17 protein-coding genes are annotated in these 19,051 nt (G+C 46.3%); 12 read left to right on the forward strand and 5 right to left on the reverse strand.

Annotation, left to right across the window (positions count from 1 at the left end):
- Positions 1 to 332: 332 nt before the first annotated feature.
- Positions 333 to 1,958: an NAD(P)/FAD-dependent oxidoreductase gene (locus IBX48_RS04895; RefSeq protein WP_296831364.1), complete on the reverse strand. Its 1,626-nt coding sequence runs from the start codon at positions 1,956 to 1,958 to the stop codon at positions 333 to 335.
- Positions 1,959 to 2,131: 173 nt separating this feature from the next.
- Here IBX48_RS04895 and fdxA point away from each other — a divergent pair, with 173 nt between their 5' ends.
- A complete protein-coding gene (fdxA, locus tag IBX48_RS04900) occupies positions 2,132 to 2,458 on the forward strand; it encodes a ferredoxin FdxA (RefSeq protein WP_296831366.1) in 327 nt (108 codons plus the stop codon).
- A gap of 49 nt (positions 2,459 to 2,507) precedes the next feature.
- On the opposite strand, the gene IBX48_RS04905 is transcribed toward fdxA, so the two are convergent.
- Entirely contained in the window at positions 2,508 to 3,143 is a 636-nt protein-coding gene (locus tag IBX48_RS04905) for a hypothetical protein (RefSeq protein ID WP_296831368.1), read from the reverse strand.
- Positions 3,144 to 3,488: 345 nt separating this feature from the next.
- Between IBX48_RS04905 and IBX48_RS04910 the strand changes: the two genes are divergently transcribed.
- From IBX48_RS04910 to IBX48_RS04950, 9 genes are all read left to right on the forward strand, one after another.
- The gene (locus IBX48_RS04910) at positions 3,489 to 3,968 is read left to right on the forward strand and encodes a Na+/H+ antiporter subunit E (RefSeq protein ID WP_296831370.1); all 480 of its coding nucleotides are present in this window, start codon (positions 3,489 to 3,491) and stop codon (positions 3,966 to 3,968) included.
- Positions 3,965 to 4,225 (forward strand): monovalent cation/H+ antiporter complex subunit F, encoded by a 261-nt coding sequence (locus IBX48_RS04915; protein WP_296831371.1) that lies wholly within the window; start codon positions 3,965 to 3,967, stop codon positions 4,223 to 4,225. Before IBX48_RS04910 ends, IBX48_RS04915 begins: the two co-directional genes overlap by 4 nt.
- A 4-nt stretch (positions 4,226 to 4,229) precedes the next feature.
- Positions 4,230 to 4,553: a monovalent cation/H(+) antiporter subunit G gene (locus IBX48_RS04920; protein WP_296831373.1), complete on the forward strand. Its 324-nt coding sequence runs from the start codon at positions 4,230 to 4,232 to the stop codon at positions 4,551 to 4,553.
- The gene (locus tag IBX48_RS04925) at positions 4,554 to 5,486 is read left to right on the forward strand and encodes an MnhB domain-containing protein (protein WP_296831375.1); all 933 of its coding nucleotides are present in this window, start codon (positions 4,554 to 4,556) and stop codon (positions 5,484 to 5,486) included. It abuts the gene before it with no gap.
- Positions 5,486 to 5,791 carry a cation:proton antiporter subunit C gene (locus IBX48_RS04930; protein ID WP_296831377.1) on the forward strand — a complete coding sequence of 102 codons (306 nt, stop codon included), beginning with the start codon at positions 5,486 to 5,488 and terminating at the stop codon, positions 5,789 to 5,791. Before IBX48_RS04925 ends, IBX48_RS04930 begins: the two co-directional genes overlap by 1 nt.
- A complete protein-coding gene (locus IBX48_RS04935; protein WP_296831398.1) occupies positions 5,788 to 7,179 on the forward strand; it encodes a proton-conducting transporter membrane subunit in 1,392 nt (463 codons plus the stop codon). The genes IBX48_RS04930 and IBX48_RS04935 overlap by 4 nt, the downstream gene beginning before the upstream one ends.
- Positions 7,180 to 8,676 carry a proton-conducting transporter membrane subunit gene (locus IBX48_RS04940; RefSeq protein ID WP_296831401.1) on the forward strand — a complete coding sequence of 499 codons (1,497 nt, stop codon included), beginning with the start codon at positions 7,180 to 7,182 and terminating at the stop codon, positions 8,674 to 8,676.
- Positions 8,673 to 10,370, forward strand: coding sequence for a complex I subunit 5 family protein (locus tag IBX48_RS04945; RefSeq protein ID WP_296831403.1), 1,698 nt, complete (start codon positions 8,673 to 8,675; stop codon positions 10,368 to 10,370). The genes IBX48_RS04940 and IBX48_RS04945 overlap by 4 nt, the downstream gene beginning before the upstream one ends.
- Before the next feature lie 146 nt (positions 10,371 to 10,516).
- The gene (locus tag IBX48_RS04950; protein WP_296831405.1) at positions 10,517 to 12,457 is read left to right on the forward strand and encodes a TIGR00341 family protein; all 1,941 of its coding nucleotides are present in this window, start codon (positions 10,517 to 10,519) and stop codon (positions 12,455 to 12,457) included.
- A 90-nt stretch (positions 12,458 to 12,547) separates the two neighbouring features.
- On the opposite strand, the gene nrdB is transcribed toward IBX48_RS04950, so the two are convergent.
- From nrdB to IBX48_RS04965, 3 genes are all read right to left on the reverse strand, one after another.
- Positions 12,548 to 13,681 carry a class Ia ribonucleoside-diphosphate reductase subunit beta gene (gene nrdB, locus IBX48_RS04955; protein WP_296831407.1) on the reverse strand — a complete coding sequence of 378 codons (1,134 nt, stop codon included), beginning with the start codon at positions 13,679 to 13,681 and terminating at the stop codon, positions 12,548 to 12,550.
- Between the two features lie 108 nt (positions 13,682 to 13,789).
- A complete protein-coding gene (gene nrdA / locus IBX48_RS04960) occupies positions 13,790 to 16,075 on the reverse strand; it encodes a class 1a ribonucleoside-diphosphate reductase subunit alpha (RefSeq protein ID WP_296831410.1) in 2,286 nt (761 codons plus the stop codon).
- Positions 16,076 to 16,581: 506 nt separating this feature from the next.
- Positions 16,582 to 17,616 carry a GGDEF domain-containing protein gene (locus IBX48_RS04965; protein ID WP_296831412.1) on the reverse strand — a complete coding sequence of 345 codons (1,035 nt, stop codon included), beginning with the start codon at positions 17,614 to 17,616 and terminating at the stop codon, positions 16,582 to 16,584.
- 165 nt (positions 17,617 to 17,781) lie between these two features.
- Between IBX48_RS04965 and IBX48_RS04970 the strand changes: the two genes are divergently transcribed.
- Positions 17,782 to 18,174: a LysR family transcriptional regulator gene (locus tag IBX48_RS04970; RefSeq protein ID WP_296831414.1), complete on the forward strand. Its 393-nt coding sequence runs from the start codon at positions 17,782 to 17,784 to the stop codon at positions 18,172 to 18,174.
- A 155-nt stretch (positions 18,175 to 18,329) separates the two neighbouring features.
- Complete coding sequence (locus IBX48_RS04975) at positions 18,330 to 19,046, forward strand: TorF family putative porin (RefSeq protein WP_296831416.1); 717 nt, start codon at positions 18,330 to 18,332, stop codon at positions 19,044 to 19,046.
- Positions 19,047 to 19,051: the final 5 nt, after the last annotated feature.

Consider the following 19,051-nt stretch of genomic DNA (forward strand, 5'->3'; position numbering starts at 1 on the left):
TGATGCGGGCTGGGCATGATGTTTCTTACGATTCATCATAGGAGTGGTATGTATCGCTAGCCCTGTATGTCAACATAATGTTGCCACGTTCCGAGGCAATAAGGGTTCTATCGCGGCTATGTTCACTTAGCTCACACCTTTAAGTGTTTATTTTCGGATTTATTTTTTCATTCTACACGCGTTTTATTAAAAACAAAATCAATAATTTAGAGTGAATTTTAGTGTGTATTTTAGAGAGAAATATCGGATTTATTTTCGGATATGATCATCCCAGTCTAAACAACACAATGACATCTACAGAGATAATCTAGTGCCGCTTAACTAGGCCTGGTTTAAACAAGTTGTTTCGCTTTGTGATCTTCGTTCATCACTAAAGCGATGGCTTCTGCCACTCGGATGCCGTCAATGGCGGCGGACATAATGCCACCTGCATAGCCGGCGCCTTCTCCGGCGGGGTACAAGCCTTGGGTGTTGATGCTTTGGTAATCGTCACCGCGCTTAATCGACACGGGTGATGAAGTGCGGGTTTCAACCCCGGTGAGCATCGCCTCTTTTAACGCAAACCCGCTGATTTTTTTATTGAATGCCGGGATCGCTTCCTGAATGGCTTCGCGGCAATAATCCGGCAAAATTTGCGTTAAGTCGGTGAGTTTTACGCCGGGTTTATAGGAAGGCTCAATACAGCCTAAGCTGGCGGAAGATTGACCCGCTAAATAATCGCCGACTAGCTGAGCGGGGGCGTCGTAGTTTTCGCCACCCAATACATAAGCCGCGCTTTCCAATTGACGTTGTAATTCTATGCCCGCTAACGGACTGTCGCTTGGAAAATCACTCGGGTCAATCCCAACGACAATCGCGCTGTTGGCGTTACGTTCATTGCGTGAATATTGGCTCATACCATTGGTGACCACACGATGTTCTTCTGAAGTGGCGGCCACCACGGTTCCACCCGGGCACATGCAAAAACTGTACACCGAGCGTCCGTTTTTGCAATGATGCACTAGCTTATAATCGGCGGCGCCTAAAAGCGGATGGCCGGCATTTTTACCAAACAACACCTCATCAATCGTTGACTGACTATGCTCAATGCGGAACCCAATCGAAAAGGGTTTGGCTTCAATGTACACGCCTTTTTTATGCAGCATTTCAAAGGTATCACGCGCACTGTGTCCGGTCGCTAAGGCAATGTAGCGTGATCTGATCTGCTGACCGTCGGCCAAGGTCACCCCGCTAATTTGACCATTTTCAATCTGCAGGTCATCCACCCGAGCGCTAAAGCGAATTTCGCCGCCCAGTTCAATGATTTTAGCGCGCATTTTTTCAACCATTCCCACCAATCTAAAGGTGCCAATATGGGGTTTACTCACGTACAAAATTTCTTCTGGTGCGCCTGCCGCCACAAAATCATGCATGACTTTACGGCCATAATGCTTTTTGTCGTTTATCTGTGTCCAGAGTTTGCCATCCGAAAAGGTGCCGGCACCGCCTTCTCCAAACTGCACGTTCGACTCGGTATTTAAGGTTCGGTTGCGCCAAAATCCAAAGGTGTCTTTGGTACGTTCGCGCACTTCTTTACCCCGGTCTAACACGATCGGTTTGTAGCCCATTTCGGCCAATACTAAAGCAATAAAAATTCCGCAAGGCCCAAAGCCGACCACCACCGGACGTTCGGTTAAATCGGCCGGTGCTAGAGCCACGTATTTATAGCGCATGTCAGGCGTGAGGCGGACATTCTGATTTTGGCTGTGTTGTTGTAGCAACTCGGCCTCGTTCTGCACGTTTAGATCGAGCGTGTAGAGCAGGCTAATATTGTTTTTACTTCGGGCATCAAAACCACGTCTAAAAACCGTAGTTTCGATAAGTTGTGTTTTAGTGATGCCAAGTGTGGCTAAAATAGCCTGTTCCAGCTCAGCTTCATTATGATTTAAAGGCAGTTTTACATTGGTGATACGAATCATGGGATATCCAAAAATAGGCGTGCGTTAAACACATTTAACCTTAAATATGGCTAATACACGCTTGCAATTAGCGAAACTTTGAGTAGTCTACTGGCAGACAAAAATGATATTTTAAATCCGAAAGTTTATCAGAAGCGGCCACACAATGGCTTATAAAATGGCTCAGAAAGAATATGGCATTTGTAGTAACTGAAAATTGTATTAAATGTAAATACACCGATTGCGTGGCCGTTTGTCCTGTGGATGCGTTTCACGAGGGGCCTAACTTTTTGGTGATTAATGCCGATGTTTGCATCGACTGTGATTTATGTACGCCTGAATGTCCGGCGCAAGCGATTTTTCAAGAGGACGCCTTACCCGAAGGCATGCAACATTACCGTGAACTCAACTATGACCTAGCGAAAATTTGGCCGGTCATTAGCCAAGTCATCCCCGCGCCAGCCGACGCCGATGAATGGGATGGCGTCGCCAACAAAGAACAGTTGTTAGTTATTGAATAACTCACTCAAAGCCTAGCACCAGGCCTGGTGGTTTCAGGCGAGTAGGGTTTTAGTCTCTTACATCTAATTTTGCATGACTGGGTGGGCGTGCATAAAACGCATTGTCGCGCTGCATTTGGGCTGGGGTGAGTTTAAATAAGCTCCAGGCATAAAACCACCAAGCAATCGTTTCATAAAATTCTTCATAGAACATACCATGCACAGATTGAATCCACTCTCGGTCATAAGCGCCGCCGAGCATTAAGAAAAACAAGACAAGCATTAAGCGTGCAAAATGGTAAGTGTTTAATAATTGCATGGCCGCTGACCAGGCAAAACGCAGGTTTATAACACTATAGATAATGTAAGGTATAAACATGGCAAGCGTGATAATGAGCGAGCCATTTGGACTGCCTATCCATATAAGCCAACTGGGTGCGTCGGTTCCTCTTACATCAAATTCGCGTACAAAAAAGCCGATGGTTAACAGAATAAAACCAACGCCAATATAGCGAAGTGATTTATTGGAGGCTTGTTTTGTTATAAACACAGCCGACACCAATGCGGCCACTAACATGACTAATTGGATATTTTCAAGCAGCCCATTTTCTTCGGCTACGGCCATTCCCGCGGTGCTGTAGGTCATGGCTAAACCAATAAAAAGCGTAAAAGTAACAACGCTGTACACTATATTTTGATAATTCATCTAGTTAATCCAAAAATTTAAACCAAACAAAAAGGACCGTAAAGGTCCTTTTTGTCAAAAATATTGCATGTATCTTACGGTTTTGTTGCAACTTCTTCAAGCTTAGGTTGAACTCAAACCAAGCATGGAAGGGGGGGGAGCTTTAATATCAAATGGTGGGTGCAACTCAAGTCCAAATAATCAACATTAAACCGCTTAACTAGGCGGGTCAGGTCTTGTGTGTTTCAATCTTCCCCATGTTAAACTTAATTCAATGGTGGTTGTTTTGGGTGTTGTTGGCTGATCGTAAATGGTGGGCTGAGGTAGAAAAACAGTATCTAGCAAAATAAAAACAGGGTTAAAACGATGCATCAACAATGGAGTCAGTTTTTATTATTAGTGTTAGGTTTAGGCCTGAGCTGGTGGGCATTAACCGAAGGCGACCACCAGGCCTGGTGGTTTGGTGCGACCGTAGTGATTGCGTTGGCTGTTTGGTTGGTTAAACAAGGCGCACGTATCCATTTACGTTGGTTGCGATTGCCTGGTTTTGTTTTGTTTTTTGTATCGCAATCTTGGCAGGGCGGTTGGGATGTGGCGAAGCGGGCGTTGTTTAATCCGCGCGGATTTGAGTCCGGTTATCTCGATTATTCATTAAAGCTCGCGCCGGGCTGGCAGCGGGATACTTGGCTGGCGATGGTGGGGCTGTTTCCTGGCACCTTGTCGGTGGCGATTCAGGGCGATCAAGCCAGGGTTCATGTTTTGGATTTAGCCATGTCGGTTGCACCAGGCCTGGTGGCGTTGGAGCAATATTTAATGTCACTTACACCAAACGAGGCGCGGTTATGAGCTGGTTTTATCAGGCGGCGGCGCTGGTGTTGCTGGTGAGTATGCTGCTGAGTTTGTTTCGGGTGGCACGCGGGCCGAGTTATGCGGATCGTATGCTGGCGGCGCAATTAATTGGTACCAGCGGGGTGGCCTTGCTTTTGTTATTAGCGGCGGCGTTTGAGCAGAGTGCATTGCGTGATGTGGCGTTAGTGTTTGCGCTGTTGGCGGCGGTGAGTGGCATTGCGTTTACGCGTGTAGCTAAATCGGTAAAGGAATAGGGTTATGGCCGAAGCGATGGGTCTTATTTTAAATGGTCTCAGCCTGCTGTTGATTGGCTTGGGTTTGGCGTTTTTTATGGCGGGCACCTTGGGTGTGTTGCGTTTTAGCACACCGTTAAACCGACTGCACGCGGTGACCAAAGCCGATAATTTAGGTTTAGGTTTGGTGGTGGCTGGTTTGATTCTGCAGGCGGGTTCTTGGGCTTTGGTGTTTAAATATTTGATTATCTGGGCGCTGGTGTTGCTGAGCGCGGCGGCGGTGAGCCATTTAATCGGCCAGCGTGCTTATCAGCAAACCCGCCAAACTGAGTCGGGTGAGACGCCATAAATGCTGGTTTTTGACGGGTTATTGGCGTTGTTGATTTTAGGCTTGGCCTGGCGTGCTACCAGCAGCCGTGACTTATTTGAATCCATTGTGGTGTTTATTGCGCTCGGTTTAATGATTGCGCTCGCTTGGGTAAGGTTGTCTGCGCCAGATGCCGCGTTAGCCGAAGCGGCGATCGGTTCAGGTCTGGCTGGGGCGTTATTATTAGCGACCTGGTCACGCATTGAGCCGCAAACCGATGATCGTGTTCGGGCCTTTTCTTGGTCATGGGCGTTGGTGTTTAGTGGTTTAGCGGTGGGGTTGTTATTGGCGTTCGCACAGATTCCGGCGGATGGCCAAGGCATGATGGATGAGGTTCAAGCCCATATTCCACAAGCGGGCGTGGCGCATCCGGTGACGGCGGTGTTGTTGAATTTTCGGGCTTGGGATACCGCGTTAGAGCTGGCGGTTCTGGCTTGGGCGTGGTTTGCGCAACAAGCCCTTAATCGTGATCATACGCCACGTTATCAAGCCTTAGATGGCGAGGTGTTGCAAACCTTTGCCAAGTGGTTAACGCCGTTGGTTTTGCTGGTGGGGGCTTATTTATTATGGCGCGGGGCCACCGAGCCCGGCGGCGCATTTCAGGCGGGGGCGGTGTTAGCCGCCGGCCTGGTGATTTATAGCTTAGCCTATCAGCATCCTTGGCGCGCAGGCCGTTTAAACGATTGGGTTTGGCGTTTAAGTTGGGTCGGTGGTTTTTGGTTATTTGTAATGATTGGTTTAGTCGGATTGGCGATGGGGGTTGGCTTTATGGGTTATCCGCCGGCACAGGCGGGTGGCTTGATTTTATTGATTGAAATCTGTGCCACTTTATCCATCGCGTTTTTACTGGCGGCCATGTTTAGCGGGCATCGAGACACTGAAACCCTGGCTTCAAAATCAAATAAGGAGTCTTAATGCTGATCAGCTCGTTTGAAATTTACCTGTTTTGTGCGGCGGGTCTGATGTTGATTGGCTTGTATGCGGTGGCCCGTCGACCGCATTTATTACACAAACTGTTAGGTTTAAATGTGATCGGCAGCGGCGTGTTTATGCTGCTGCTGACCTTGGCATCGCGTGCGCAGCCCGCCGATGCGGTGCCGAAAGCGTTGGTGTTGACCGGGATTGTAGTGGCCATCAGCGCCACCGCCTTGGGTTTATCTTTAATGCAGCGTTTAGCCGCCCAAAGCGGGCGCGCTGAACTGGATGAGGATGCCCAATGAGTTGGATGTTGCCTGCGCTTGTGCTTTGGCCATTATTGGCCGCGACCCTAGGGGTGTTACATCAAAAACACGCACGCCATTGGGGGTTAGTCGGTGCGTTGGGCACTGCCGTTTTGGGTGTGGCGGTGATGGGCTTAGAAACATCGAGCTGGACGTTGGGTGGCTGGGCCTTGCCTTTAGGCATTGGCTGGCGGCTTGATCAGCTTGCGCAATGGATGTTGCTGATTGGCGCTATTGTAGGCCTGTTTGTGAGTGTCTATGCTTGGTTGGATCACACCTTGCCAAGGGCGTTTTGGTGGTTATGGTTGGGTGCTTGGGGGGCGATGAATGCGCTGTTTTTATCGGCCGATGTGTTTAATATCTACGTCACGCTCGAATTATTAGGCATCAGTGCGGTGGCTTTGGTGGCGATTTCGAACAAGGCGGGCGCGACTCAAGCCGCGATGCGTTATTTGTTAGTGAGTTTGTTGGGTTCCATGTTGTTTTTATTGGGGGTGGCGTTGCTTTATGGCGAATACGCCAGCTTGGATATGGTGTATTTAGCTCAGCAGATGCAAAGCGGGCCGGTGATGTTTTTAGCGCTCGCAGCGATGACGGTCGGCTTAATGGCCAAAACTGCGTTGTTTCCTTTACACGCTTGGTTGCCGCTCGCACACGGACGTGCGCATGCGGCGGTGAGCGCGATTCTTTCGGCCTTGGTGATTAAGGCATCTTTTTATCTGTTAATCAGACTTTGGCTAGAGGTGTTTGCGCCACTGGATTTAAGTCTGGCTTTTTGGTTTTGGGCGTTATTAGGCAGTTTGGCGGTGTTATGGGGCGCGACCCAGGCGCTGGTTACGCCTTCGTTAAAACAGTTGGTGGCTTGGTCGACCGTAGCACAGGTTGGTTATTTGGCGATTGGGTTGGCTTTAATGATCGACGCCCAAGCGCAATTTAGTTGGGCGTGGGGTTTGGTGGGGCTGATTTTGGCGCACGCTTTGGCCAAGTCGGCGATGTTTTTGGCGGTGGGTAATATTCAACAGCGCGCGGGGCATGATAATTTGCAGCAATTGGGTTATGTGTTGCGTACCGAACGCAAAACGTTGTTTGCGTTCGGTCTAGCCGGTGTGAGTTTGGCGGGTTTGCCGATTAGTGCCGGATTTTTGGCTAAATGGTGGTTATTAGAATTAAGTTTTGACCACCAGGCCTGGTGGTTATTCGGGGTGCTGATTTTGGGCAGTTTAATGACCGCGGGTTATGTGTTAAGAGTGTTAAATTTGGCGCTGACCAATCAGGCCCAGACGCAAAGCCTGCAAGCTATCCCTGCCGGACGTGAATGGCTGGTTTTGATACTCGCGAGTTTAGCGATTGTGAGTGGTTTAAGTGCGCAAAGTTTATGGGGAGGTTAAATGGATAATTCAGTTTGGCCACTCTTAATCATCGCGACGTCGTTGATTCCGGGAATTTGGATTTTCTTTATTCCTGAACATCAGCGTTTTTTGCGTTCAGCGTTAAATATCGGCGGCGCGCTGATTAAATTGCAATTGGTGGTTTTGGTCTTAATCGGGCTGTATACCGGTGAGGTTTATCAAATCCAGTGGCAGGTGCTTCCAGGGCTAGAATTAAAGTTAAGAATAGATGGGTTAGCGGGTCTGTTTTTATTGTTGTCGGCCTTTTTATGGTTGATCACGACGATTTATGCAATTGGCTATTTAGAAAACTCGCCCAACCGCTCGCGCTTTTTCGGTTTCTTTACCCTCTGTGTTAGCGCGACCACCGGGGTGGCGATGGCCGGTAACCTGTTTAGTTTTGTCTTGTTTTATGAGCTGTTAACGCTTGCGACCTGGCCTTTGGTCGTCCACCGCGGCACGCAACAAGCGATTGCGGCCGGTCGGGTTTATTTGCGTTATACCTTGATTGGCGGCGGTGCGTTATTAGTTGGTACGGTGATTTTGCATAGGCTGGCCGGCTCGCCTGATTTTGTACCGGGGGGTTATTTAGATGACTTAGCCATCCACCAGGCCTGGTTGTGGTTGGTGTTTGGTTTGTTGATTGCCGGTTTAGGGGTGAAAGCGGCGTTAGTGCCGTTTCATTCGTGGTTGCCCCAGGCGATGGTGGCGCCTGCTCCGGTGAGTGCGTTATTGCATGCAGTAGCGGTGGTTAAAGCCGGTGCATTTGGCATAGTGCGGGTGATGTTTGAAGTTTATGGCATTGAGTTTGCACACGGCTTGGGCATGGCGAGTGTGTTGTTAGTGATGGCGGCTTTAACCATTATTTACGGTTCGGTGCGTGCGTTGTTTGAAATGGATATTAAAAAGCGCTTGGCGTTTTCCACCGTCAGCCAGGTGTCTTATGTGGCGCTCGGTATTGCGTTGGCCGGGCCGTTAGGGGCGATTGGCGGCTTAATCCATATTGTGCATCAAGGTTTAATGAAAATCACCTTGTTTTTAACCGCCGGTAACTATGCCGAAACATTGGGTATTCATAAGGTACACGAATTATCGGGCGTGGGGCGGCGTATGCCTTGGACCACCGTGGCTTTTACGCTCGGCGCATTAGGTATGATCGGCTTGCCGCCGCTGGCGGGGTTTGTGAGTAAATGGTATTTGGGTTTGGGGGCGTGGGAAGTCGGTCTGTATTGGGTGCTGGGTGTGTTATTTATATCGAGCTTACTTAACGCGGCTTATTTTTTGCCGTTAGTGTATCGTGCTTGGTTTGGCGAAGCGCCGGCTCAATGGCCACACGAACAGACATTAAGCACGAAATTTGAAACCCACTGGATGCTGTTGTTCCCGCCACTGATTACGGCCGCGACCGTAGTATTACTCGGTGTATTTGCGGGTTATGCTTTTACCACTTTGGGTTGGGTGGAATGGCTCGTTAACCAGGAATTTAATGGCTTATGATGGATTTTAGCGGAATGTTAGCCATGATTTGGTTGTGGCCGTTGTTATTCGCATTGGGTTTGGCCTGGCCGAGGTTACGTCCTTATGGCATTAAATTGTTGCCTTGGGCGTTGTTGCCGGCTGGGTTGTTATGGTTCGGTTTTGGTTGGCAACTGCTTGCTGATTCAAGTGTGACGCTTAAGCTGGAATGGCCAAATATTTTAGTGGGTACGCGCCTTAACTTAGATCGGCTCGGGTTTGTTTGGTTAAGCCTCAGTCTGATCGTGTGGGGTGTGGCGGCTTTGCACAGTCGTTGGGTGCAAGATGTATATGCTTGGCGTTATGCCTTGTTTTTTCTACTCAGTTTGGCGGGCAGCTTAGGTTTAGTTGTAGCGGCGGATGCGGTGAGTTTTTACCTGACGTTTAGCTTAATGAGTTTAGCCGCATGGGGTTTAGTGATACATGAACGTCATGCTAGCGCCCAGCGTGCCGCACGTTGGTATATCCTGCTGGCGATATTGGGTGAATTATGGCTGTTTGTTGGGATTGTGGCGCGTGCGGCGGAGCTTGGTACAACCGATTTAAGTATTTGGGCACAAACCTCATCAGCGGGCTGGGGGTTGGCGCTTATTTGGTTAGGATTAGCGGTGAAAATCGGGGTGCCAATTTTACATATTTGGTTGCCATTAGCCCATCCGGCCGCACCGGTTCCTGCGAGTGCGGTGTTATCTGGCGTGATGATTAAAGCGGGCATTATTGGCTGGTGGTTATTGCTGCCAAGCCAAGCGATGGCGAATAACGAATGGCTGTGGTTGATGCCTTGGCTAGGTGTCGCCACCATGTTGTTTGGCGGGGTGTTAGGTTTAATGCAAACCGATCCCAAAGCGTTGCTGGCCTATTCCAGTATTAGTCAGATGGGCTGGTTGATTTGGGGGATAGGTTGGGTATGGCAAAGCGCTCAACCAGAGTGGATGATGTTATGGGTGGCGGCGTTTGCATTCCACCATGCGTTGATTAAAGCTGGGCTGTTTTTAGCGGTCGGCTGGGTGAAGTTTTCCGCGACTCAGGCACGTTGGATGCCTTGGGTGTGGGGCATGGTAATTTTGTTAGCCTTATTGCTCGCCGGTTTACCTTTTAGTTCCGGTGCTTTGCTTAAAGCCGAAATGAAACAGGTTTCGGCCGATGCGCTGTATCAATTACCGGATAGCTTATTACTCGCGGGTTCAGTGATCACCGGTTTGCTAATGATTCAGTTTGTTCGGCGTTTAGCTCGGCTTGAAGTCCAGCCTAAAACACTCGAAAAACCGGCTTTAATCAGTTGGTTTAGCTTGGTTGGTTTGGCACTGATTTGGCCTTATGCGTTTATGACACCATCTTGGGATAATGTTTTGTCTGATACGCAACCCTTGTTAATAGCCGTTGTTTTTGCAACGGCTTGGCGAATTCGGGTGAATCGACAAGTTCATTTGGCGCCCGGTGATGGGGTGGTGTGGCTAGAAGCGGCTGGGGTCAAAATTAGCCAATTAAAGAAGCACCAGGCCTGGTGGTTAAAACAACAGCAATATTTAGTGTATTGGCGCTTAAAGTCTCAGCAAAAACTGCGACGATTTTCAAAACGTATTTACCAAGCGGAGCGGTTTTTTTTAAACTGGTCAAATTATGTCACTTGGCTGGGTGCGCTGTTGTTATTGGTTGGCTTGAGTCAGGTTTTTTAACAGGCCAGCTTAGGGCTGTCTAAGTGAGGTGCCCTGACGCTATACAACAAAAACCGAGTAATAACCGCATGGCTGGATAGTTGTGGTTTAGAATTTGTATCAGGGTTGTTTAACGATCTAACGAATTACTATTTGAGGGGTTTGAGGTGTATCAAACGATTAATCTTTTGCTGGGGGAGTTATCTACGCCCGAGCTTTTAGAGGAAATTAAAACGCTATGGGCTCAACATAGCAAATTAACACTAAACATTGTGGATCCTAACGAACCGACTGCGGAACTTGAGTCGAGCTTATTTTTAAGTTATTTAACGGATGCGGAATTAAAAGACTGGTTGAATAGAGCCAAACATTGGGATCAGCCGCCCAGTGTCGGCATATTGCCGAATGAATTTTGTCCTGTGGCGATGAAAAGTATGGGGATCAGTAAAGACTTAAATCAAGCGCTTGAGGATGCGTTGGATTTTGATCGTCGCCAGTTGGTGGATCTGTTGATTTGTAACGAAGAACCGGTGTTTCAACACGTGACAGCCGGGGATGTATTTGGTTTAAACAATGCCGTTGAAGCCACGATGTGGCACAAGATCAAAGCCTTTTGGGGTAACCTGCATCAAATTCATTTTGACAGTTACAGCTTGGTGACCGCCAAAGATCAACATATTCAAACTGCGGCGACGGGTATTTTGGTGTTGGAGCACAATAGCCGAAGCCAAGGTGCTAACCATGTGAACGAAAACTTATCCAACCAAGATGGTAAGTTGAATGCGTTTGTTTTGGCGCCTAAAAGCTTAATTAATTATCTGTATTTTATGTTTGTGGTGTTTTTTGTGCGCCGCTTCTCAATGGATGATTTATCGCGGATTGTTGGGGTGATCCAAACCAGCAAACTAAGCGTGACCTCTAGCGGGCGTGAATTTGAATACCGCATTGATGGTTATGCTTATCAGACCAGTCAGCTCGATTTAATGATTTATCCCAAAGCAGTGTGTTTTCACTTAGGTCGAGCAATGGGCAACATCGAAGTAAGTGAGGTTGAGGATGAAGAACTCAAAACGCATAAAGACAAGGTTCGTATCAAAGCCCTGCCGCAAGGCGATTTAACCAGCGCGTTATTGACCAAACCCGTGCCGTTTTTCCCGCGTGCGAGCGATGAGGATTTTAAAGATTTATTTGTCACTTTGCGCACCGGTGCTTTGTTTAGTGAAAGTTTTATTGTCTTAATGGTGTTAAGTACGCTGTTAGGTGCGACCGGTTTGTTTATGAGTTCAGCCCCGGTCATTATCGGCGCGATGATTTTAGCGCCTTTAATGGCGCCGATTATTTCGTTGTCGATGGGGGTGGTGCGTTATGAGTTGAACATGATGCAAACCGCGCTAAAAACCTTATTTTGGGGCACCTTCGTGGCTTTATTGGTGGGTACAGTTTATGCATGGTTAATGCCATTGAGCACCATCACACCCGAAATCGCGGCGCGTTTGAATCCGAATTTATTAGATTTAATGGTGGCGGTGATTTCTGGGGTGGCGGGCGCGTACGCCAGCGCGCGGGCCGAAGTCGCTAAATCGCTGGCGGGTGTGGCGATTGCAGTGGCGTTAATTCCGCCTTTAGCGGTAACTGGTATCGGTTTGGGCTGGGGTGACTGGGCGATTGTTTTAGGTTCGTTTTTGCTGTTTTTAACCAACTTGGTGGGCATCACGTTAGCCGCAGCGGTTACGTTTATTGTTTTGGGTTATTCACCGGTTAAACGCGCGAAAAAGGGCATTAGTTATACGTTAATTTTGATGTTGTTGATTTCAATTCCGTTACTGGTGTCTTTCTATGAACTGGTGGAAAAAAACAACTTAATGCGTCAATTGCACCAAGTTGAATGGGTGGCGGCAAAGCAAACTGATATTGAGGTGGATGTGACGGATGTGGAATCGCGTTTTGGTGGTGATGTAAGGGTTTGGGTGGATATTACGTCACGCGAAGATGTGAGTGCGCAAACCTTGCGTGCAATTCAGCGTCAAATGCAGGAGCAAATTGGTCGAAACATTGAGTTGGAAATTACTCGACGGATTTTGTTAATGCCGGAACCGCCGCCGAGCTAACCGGCGGGTTGTATTTATATTTCAGCCACAAAAAAGCCTGCTAAAAATGCAGGCTTTTTTGTATCCACCAGGCCTGGTGGTTATTTAAAACTAGAGCGAGAAGTCACCAAAGTCGTCTTTACTGACTTTAGTATTCACTTGGCCGACCAAGTAGGAACTGATTTCCGATTCTTGCGGCGCAACTTGAACGTTATCGCTGACTAACCAGTTATTCATCCAAGGTAGCGGATTGCCTTTTTGTGGGAAGATTGGGTCCAAATTTAAGGCTTTAAGGCGAACATTGGTAATGTATTCGATATAACTTTGCAAGATACTGGTGTTAAGACCAATCATCGAACCATTTTTAAATAAGTAAGCGGCCCACTGTTTTTCTTGCTCGGCGGCGTCACGGAAAATACTGATCACCGCTTCGTGTTGTTCGTTAGCAATTTCCGCCATTTCTGGATCATCTTCGCCACTGCGCAATAGGTTAATCATGTGTTGAGTACCGGACAAATGCAGGGCTTCATCACGCGCAATTAGCTTGATGATTTTGGCGTTACCTTCCATTAACGAACGTTCCGCAAACGAAAAGCTACAGGCAAACGACACGTAAAAACGAATGGCTTCTAATACGTTTACCGAGACGACAGTAAGGTATAACGCGGTTTTTATTTTTTTGCGAAACTTGGCATCTTTTGCGATATCAAGTGAATTGGCATACATGGTGTTGGTTAGGAAAATCAGCTGGTCGTAGTGTTCTGTGACGCTGATCGCACGTTTAACGATTTCTTCGTTAGTGACGATGTCGTTAAACACCAAACTCGGATCGGTCACGATGTTGCGAATAATATGGGTGTAGGAACGACTGTGAATGGTTTCAGAAAAAGACCAGGTTTCAATCCAGGTTTCTAGTTCCGGAATCGATACCAAAGGCAACAAAGCCACGTTTGGCGAACGGCCTTGTACCGAATCTAATAGAGTTTGGTACTTTAAGTTGCTGATGAAAATGTGTTTTTCGTTTTCAGGTAAATTGGCATATTCACCACGGTCGGTAGATAGATCGATTTCTTCCGGACGCCAAAAAAAACTCAATTGTTTTTCAATCAGTTTTTCGAAAATTGGGTATTTTTGCTGGTCATAGCGTGCCACGTTAACATTTTGACCAAAAAACATCGGTTCTTTCATTGCGTCGTTTTGATTACGGCAAAAAGTGGAGTAGGTCATTTTTTCTTGGCAACTCATGATCCAGTGTTCCTATAGGTTTTAAATGATAATAATTATCAAAAAATTATACGCGAAGACCACCAGGCCTGGTGGTCTTTTTGAACCGGTGCTTGATCCAAACTAAGTTTAGAGTTTGCAAGCACCGCCTGCACAACCGTCGTCTTCTTGAGAGTCGTCTGCGCCGTCGCGAGTGTTGTGGTAATACAAGGTTTTTAGACCTAGTTTGTAAGCATAAAGTAAGTCTTGCAGCACCTGTTTGATAGGCACGCGACCGTCTTCAAACTTGGTAGGGTCGTAGTTGGTGTTGGCCGAAATGGCTTGGTCAACAAACTTCTGCATAATGCCCACCAGTTGCAAATAACCTTTGTTATCTGGTATTTTCCACAATAGCTCGTAATTGTCTTTTACGTCCTTAAAGCCAGGGACCACTTGCTTCAAAATGCCGTCTTTTGACGCTTTTACTGAAATATAACCCCGTGGCGGTTCAATGCCATTGGTGGAGTTGGTGATTTGCGATGAGGTTTCACACGGCATTAACGCGGTTAGGGTTGAGTTGCGTAGGCCGTGTTTTTTAATTTCACCACGCAAAGCTTCCCAGTCGTAATGCAGTGGTTCGTTGCATATAGCATCGAGTTCTTTTTTGTAGGTATCAATCGGCAAGATGCCTTGTGAATAGAGGGTGTCGGAGAACATATCACAGGGCGCGATTTCTTTAGCCAATTGATTGGAGGCTTTGAGTAAATAGTATTGAATGGCCTCAAACGCACGATGCACCAAACCATTCGCAGAGCCGTCTGAATAACGCACATTATGTTTCGCTAAATAATAGGCTAGGTTGGTAACGCCGACGCCTAACGTACGGCGACCATGGCTTGAGATGCGTGCAGCTTTGATCGGGTAATCTTGGTAGTCCAGCAAGCTATCCAACGCACGCACAATCAGGTCGGATAAATCTTCCAACTCATCGAGGTTTTCAATCGCACCCAAGTTAAAGGCCGATAAGGTGCATAACGCAATTTCGCCATTCGGGTCTTCAACCGAGTTTAATGGTTTGGTTGGCAGCGCGATCTCTAAACACAAATTTGACTGATGAATCGGCGCTTTTTTCGGGTCAAATGGGCTGTGGGTATTACAGTGGTCGACGTTTTGAATATAGATACGTCCGGTTTGAGCACGTTCTTGAGCCAATTGAGTAAACAGGTCAATCGCTTTGACTTGTTTTTTGCGAATGGTTTCATCGGCTTCATAGATTTTATAAAGGCGATCGAACTCAACTTGATCTTCAAAAAAGGCATCATATAAACCCGGCACATCGGATGGGCTGAACAGGCTAATTGTGCCGCCTTCGATCATGCGTTGATACATGAGTTTGTTGATCTGCACGCCATAATCTAGATGGCGTACACGGTTTTCTTCTACCCCTCGGTTATTTTTAAGCACCAATAAGGATTCAACTTCTAAGTGCCAGATTGGGTAGAAAAGGGTGGCCGCACCACCACGCACACCACCTTGTGAGCAAGATTTAACCGCCGTTTGGAAGTGTTTAATAAATGGGATCATACCGGTATGGTAGGCTTCGCCACCGCGGATTGGGCTGCCAATCGCACGTAAACGACCAATGTTAACGCCGATGCCGGCACGTTGTGATACGTATTTAACAATAGATGAAGACGTTGCGTTGATTGAATCCAGCGAGTCACCACATTCGATTAATACGCACGAACTAAACTGACGAGTAGGCGTGCGCACGCCGGACATAATCGGGGTTGGCAAAGACAATTTGAATTGCGAAGACGCGTCGTAAAAACGCTTCACCACACTCATTCGTAATTCACTTGGGTAGTGTGCAAACAAAGACATAGGAATCAACATGTAAATAAACTGCGGGCTTTCGTAGATTTCGCCCGTTACGCGGTTTTGGACAAGATATTTGCCCTCCAGCTGTTTAACCGCGGCATAACTGAATTCCATGTCCCGTTCGTGACAGATGTAGTTATCCAGCTCATCAATTTCGGCTTTGGTGTATTTTTCAAGCAGTTCAGCATCGTAGCGACCAGCGCGCACCATTTTGTTAACTTGTTCAAACAACGAGGGTGGTGTGAAGCGTCCAAACGCTTTTTTACGTAGGTGAAATATTGCTAAACGCGCCGATAAATGTTGGTAATCGGGCGCATTTTCAGAAATCAGGTCGGCGGCTGATTTGATGATGGTTTCATGAATATCGGCCGACTTAATGCCATCGTAAAACTGAATATGTGATCGTAGTTCAACTTCAGATACCGACACATCTTCTAAACCTTCAGCGGCCCAAGTGATAACACGGTGAATTTTTTCTAAGTCTATCGGTTCTTTCCGACCATCGCGTTTGGTGACCTGAAGAGTGGATTTGGGGGCGCTGTTTTGGTTCGTCATGATGGCCTACTTTTTTACCTACGTTTTTAGCTGTGTATAAAATTTTTAACTGCGAATCCGGTAAAGCTTTTTTCGCTTGGCTTTTCATTAGCTTAGCGAGACTTCATAAAAACATAATTTAATTTTTACCGATAATAAGGTTGTGTCTAATTAGGGATGATTCCACAACATGTAGTGATTTGTTTTTTTAGTATATCAAAATATAGTAAATTTTAGGCCTGGGCGCAAGCGCTATTTTTTTAAGGTTTTACACAGTGTAAGTGAATTTTTAACGGGTATAAAACCAATCAAAACCTTGTTAATCAGTCTTTAAGCCTGTGGATAACTTTGTGGAGTGTCTTGTTGTAATGGGGTGAATATTTATTTATTGGCTCATTAAATTTTTAATCGAAATTGGGTAAAAATTCTTCAAAAAAGTTTAATCTCTGATATGGGGTTGGGGTTAATCAAGGTGCCCAATTGTTAGAGACCTTCGGAATGGAAGGTCTTTATTGAAGTGACTGAATTTAGAGTTGATGTTCGCCGCAAGTCTGGTTACGTCCGTTTTGTTTTGCCAGATAAAGCGCACGGTCGGCTCGTTCAAACAATTGATCAGCGCTTTCTCCTGCTCGGTAGAGTGCAACACCAAATGAACTGGTGAACTGGAGTGGCATATTATGTCCTTTTACGATTAACACTTTGGTTGCAATACGTTTGCGAATTTTTTCGCTTACATTATGGGCATTTTGATAACTAATGTCGGACAGTAATATGACAAACTCTTCACCGCCAAGTCGAGCAATCGCATCTTGACCTTTAGTTTCGGCATGTAAAGTACGCGCGATATAGCGCAACACGCTGTCACCAACCAAATGGCCATAAGTGTCATTAATCTTTTTAAAGTGATCCAGGTCTAGCAAGACCATGCATAAGGTTGAGCCTTCTTTTTGTGCTAATTTGATGTGCTCTTCACAGAGTTCGTCAAATCCACGTCGATTTGGGATGCCGGTTAAAGAATCGGTTTTCGCCAGGGTTGTGACGTGTTCAAGTTCGCGTTTGAGTTTTTTTATGATTTGGGTGGAGTCGATCATTTGTTGTTGCAGGCTTAATGTGTTTTCGGAAATTTTTCGAATCGGTGGCAAAATGTTTTGATTTAAGCAATGCATGATTTCGTCATACGATTGGCTGGCTTCTAGGCAGGCGATATTGTCGGTTAAACCTTGCTGATGCTTTGCGGATTCTGTTGACCAGCTTTCAAGGTGGCCAAGCACCTCATTAATTAGTTGGCTAACTTCATCGGTTGGCAGGTGTTGATTGATAATGCGCTTGAGAAGTTCACGAAATAAAGGCCGCACCGACTCATCGGTATAATCATGTTGGCGGATCAGGTTAGCCAGCTCTTCGGCAAACTCTGGATCGGTTTGACTAACCATTTCATAAAGTAACGTAAAATGAACCGGAGTAGACGGTACATTGAGTTCATTTAACCTTTGTAAAACCTGAGTGGTGGTTTGTTTGGCTGTTTGAATGTCGTCAGTATAGCGACAGGTTTTTTTTGACATAATGTGCCCGTTAAAAAAAATAAAAAATTCGCGAAGCCAATGCACGAAGTTGGTTTTGGTTAGATAAATGGGTTAATCCAGCTACCCAAAAGATAGATTAAATTTATTCGGTGATTATCGCAATTAATTCGGAATTTGTCACCTTGGAGATTAGGAGGTCGATTTATGCAAAAACGTAATGTGCAAAAGTTACCTGGCGATGCTTATTCAAAACGTATTCGGGCACGATTTTGGATCGTTACCGAAAAGGGTGAAGGTTATTTAGGCATTGGGCGGATTACTTTATTGGAAAATATTGACCGGTTTGGCTCGATTAACCGCGCGGCTAAAGAGATGGGTATGTCGTATAAAAAAGCCTGGAAGTTGGTAGAGGACATGAATAAATTGACGGTTGAGCCGTTGGTGTTGAGTGAAAAAGGCGGTAAATCTGGCGGCGGCACCTTGATTACACCATTAGGTAAAGCCTATATAAAGCAGTTTCATGCACTGGATTCACGCTTGCGAGTGTTTTTAGAGTCGGAGTCGGGTTATTTTGATAGTATAAAGGTGCAATGTTGAACCAAATCAGTGCAAAATGGTTTGTTTTGTAGTTATGTATTTTATAATTATTTAATTAAGCTGTTGTTTTATATTAGTGTTTTCTATTTTTGGCATTTTATGAGCTTTTAAGTTTGTGAGATTTGAATCTTTCACAACAAAAAAGGAAAACACAAATGAAACAGATAGCTAAATTAAAAACACTGGTTCTTTCAATGGCGATGGCAGGTTCTTCTTTGGCCGTTTTGGCTCCAGCAACGGTGCAAGCGGGTGTTACAGGTAATGTAGGTTTGGTTTCCCAGTATATTTTCCGTGGCGCACCTCAGTCAGCGGGTGCGGCGGCGCAAGCTGGATTAGACTATGAACATGAATCGGGTGCTTACTTAGGCTTATGGGCGTCGGATGTCGATGATAAAGCTACGGGTGCAAATGAATTAGAATATGACATTTATGGTGGTTATGAAACCGAATTGTCAGGTGTAACTTTGGGTGCAGGGTTTACCTTGTATCGCTATACCCAAGAAGAGTTTGATACACCTTATGATGAAGTAAATTTGTGGGCGGGTTATGGTCCATTTACCTTCACTTATGACATAGGCCAGAATAAAGATGCCGCTGCAGATGGCGGTGATATTGATTACAGTGTGATGACGCTTTCTGCTGAGTATAACGGTATGTATGCTTTGTATGGCATGGGTTCAGATTTTATGGGTGAAGATACGGATCACTCGTGGATTGAGCTAGGTTACGGCGCGGAAGTGGCTCCGGGAACCGACGTAAGTATTGCCTTAATTAACTCAAGCAAAGAAGGCTCTGGTTACAGTAAAGATGGCAGTGACAAGGCCAATACCATGATGGTGGTTGGCTTTACTAAAACGTTTGACATTATGTAGTCGTA

Origin of the sequence: Thiomicrospira sp., assembly GCF_014859555.1 — a bacterium.
Classification (GTDB): Bacteria; Pseudomonadota; Gammaproteobacteria; order Thiomicrospirales; family Thiomicrospiraceae; genus Thiomicrospira.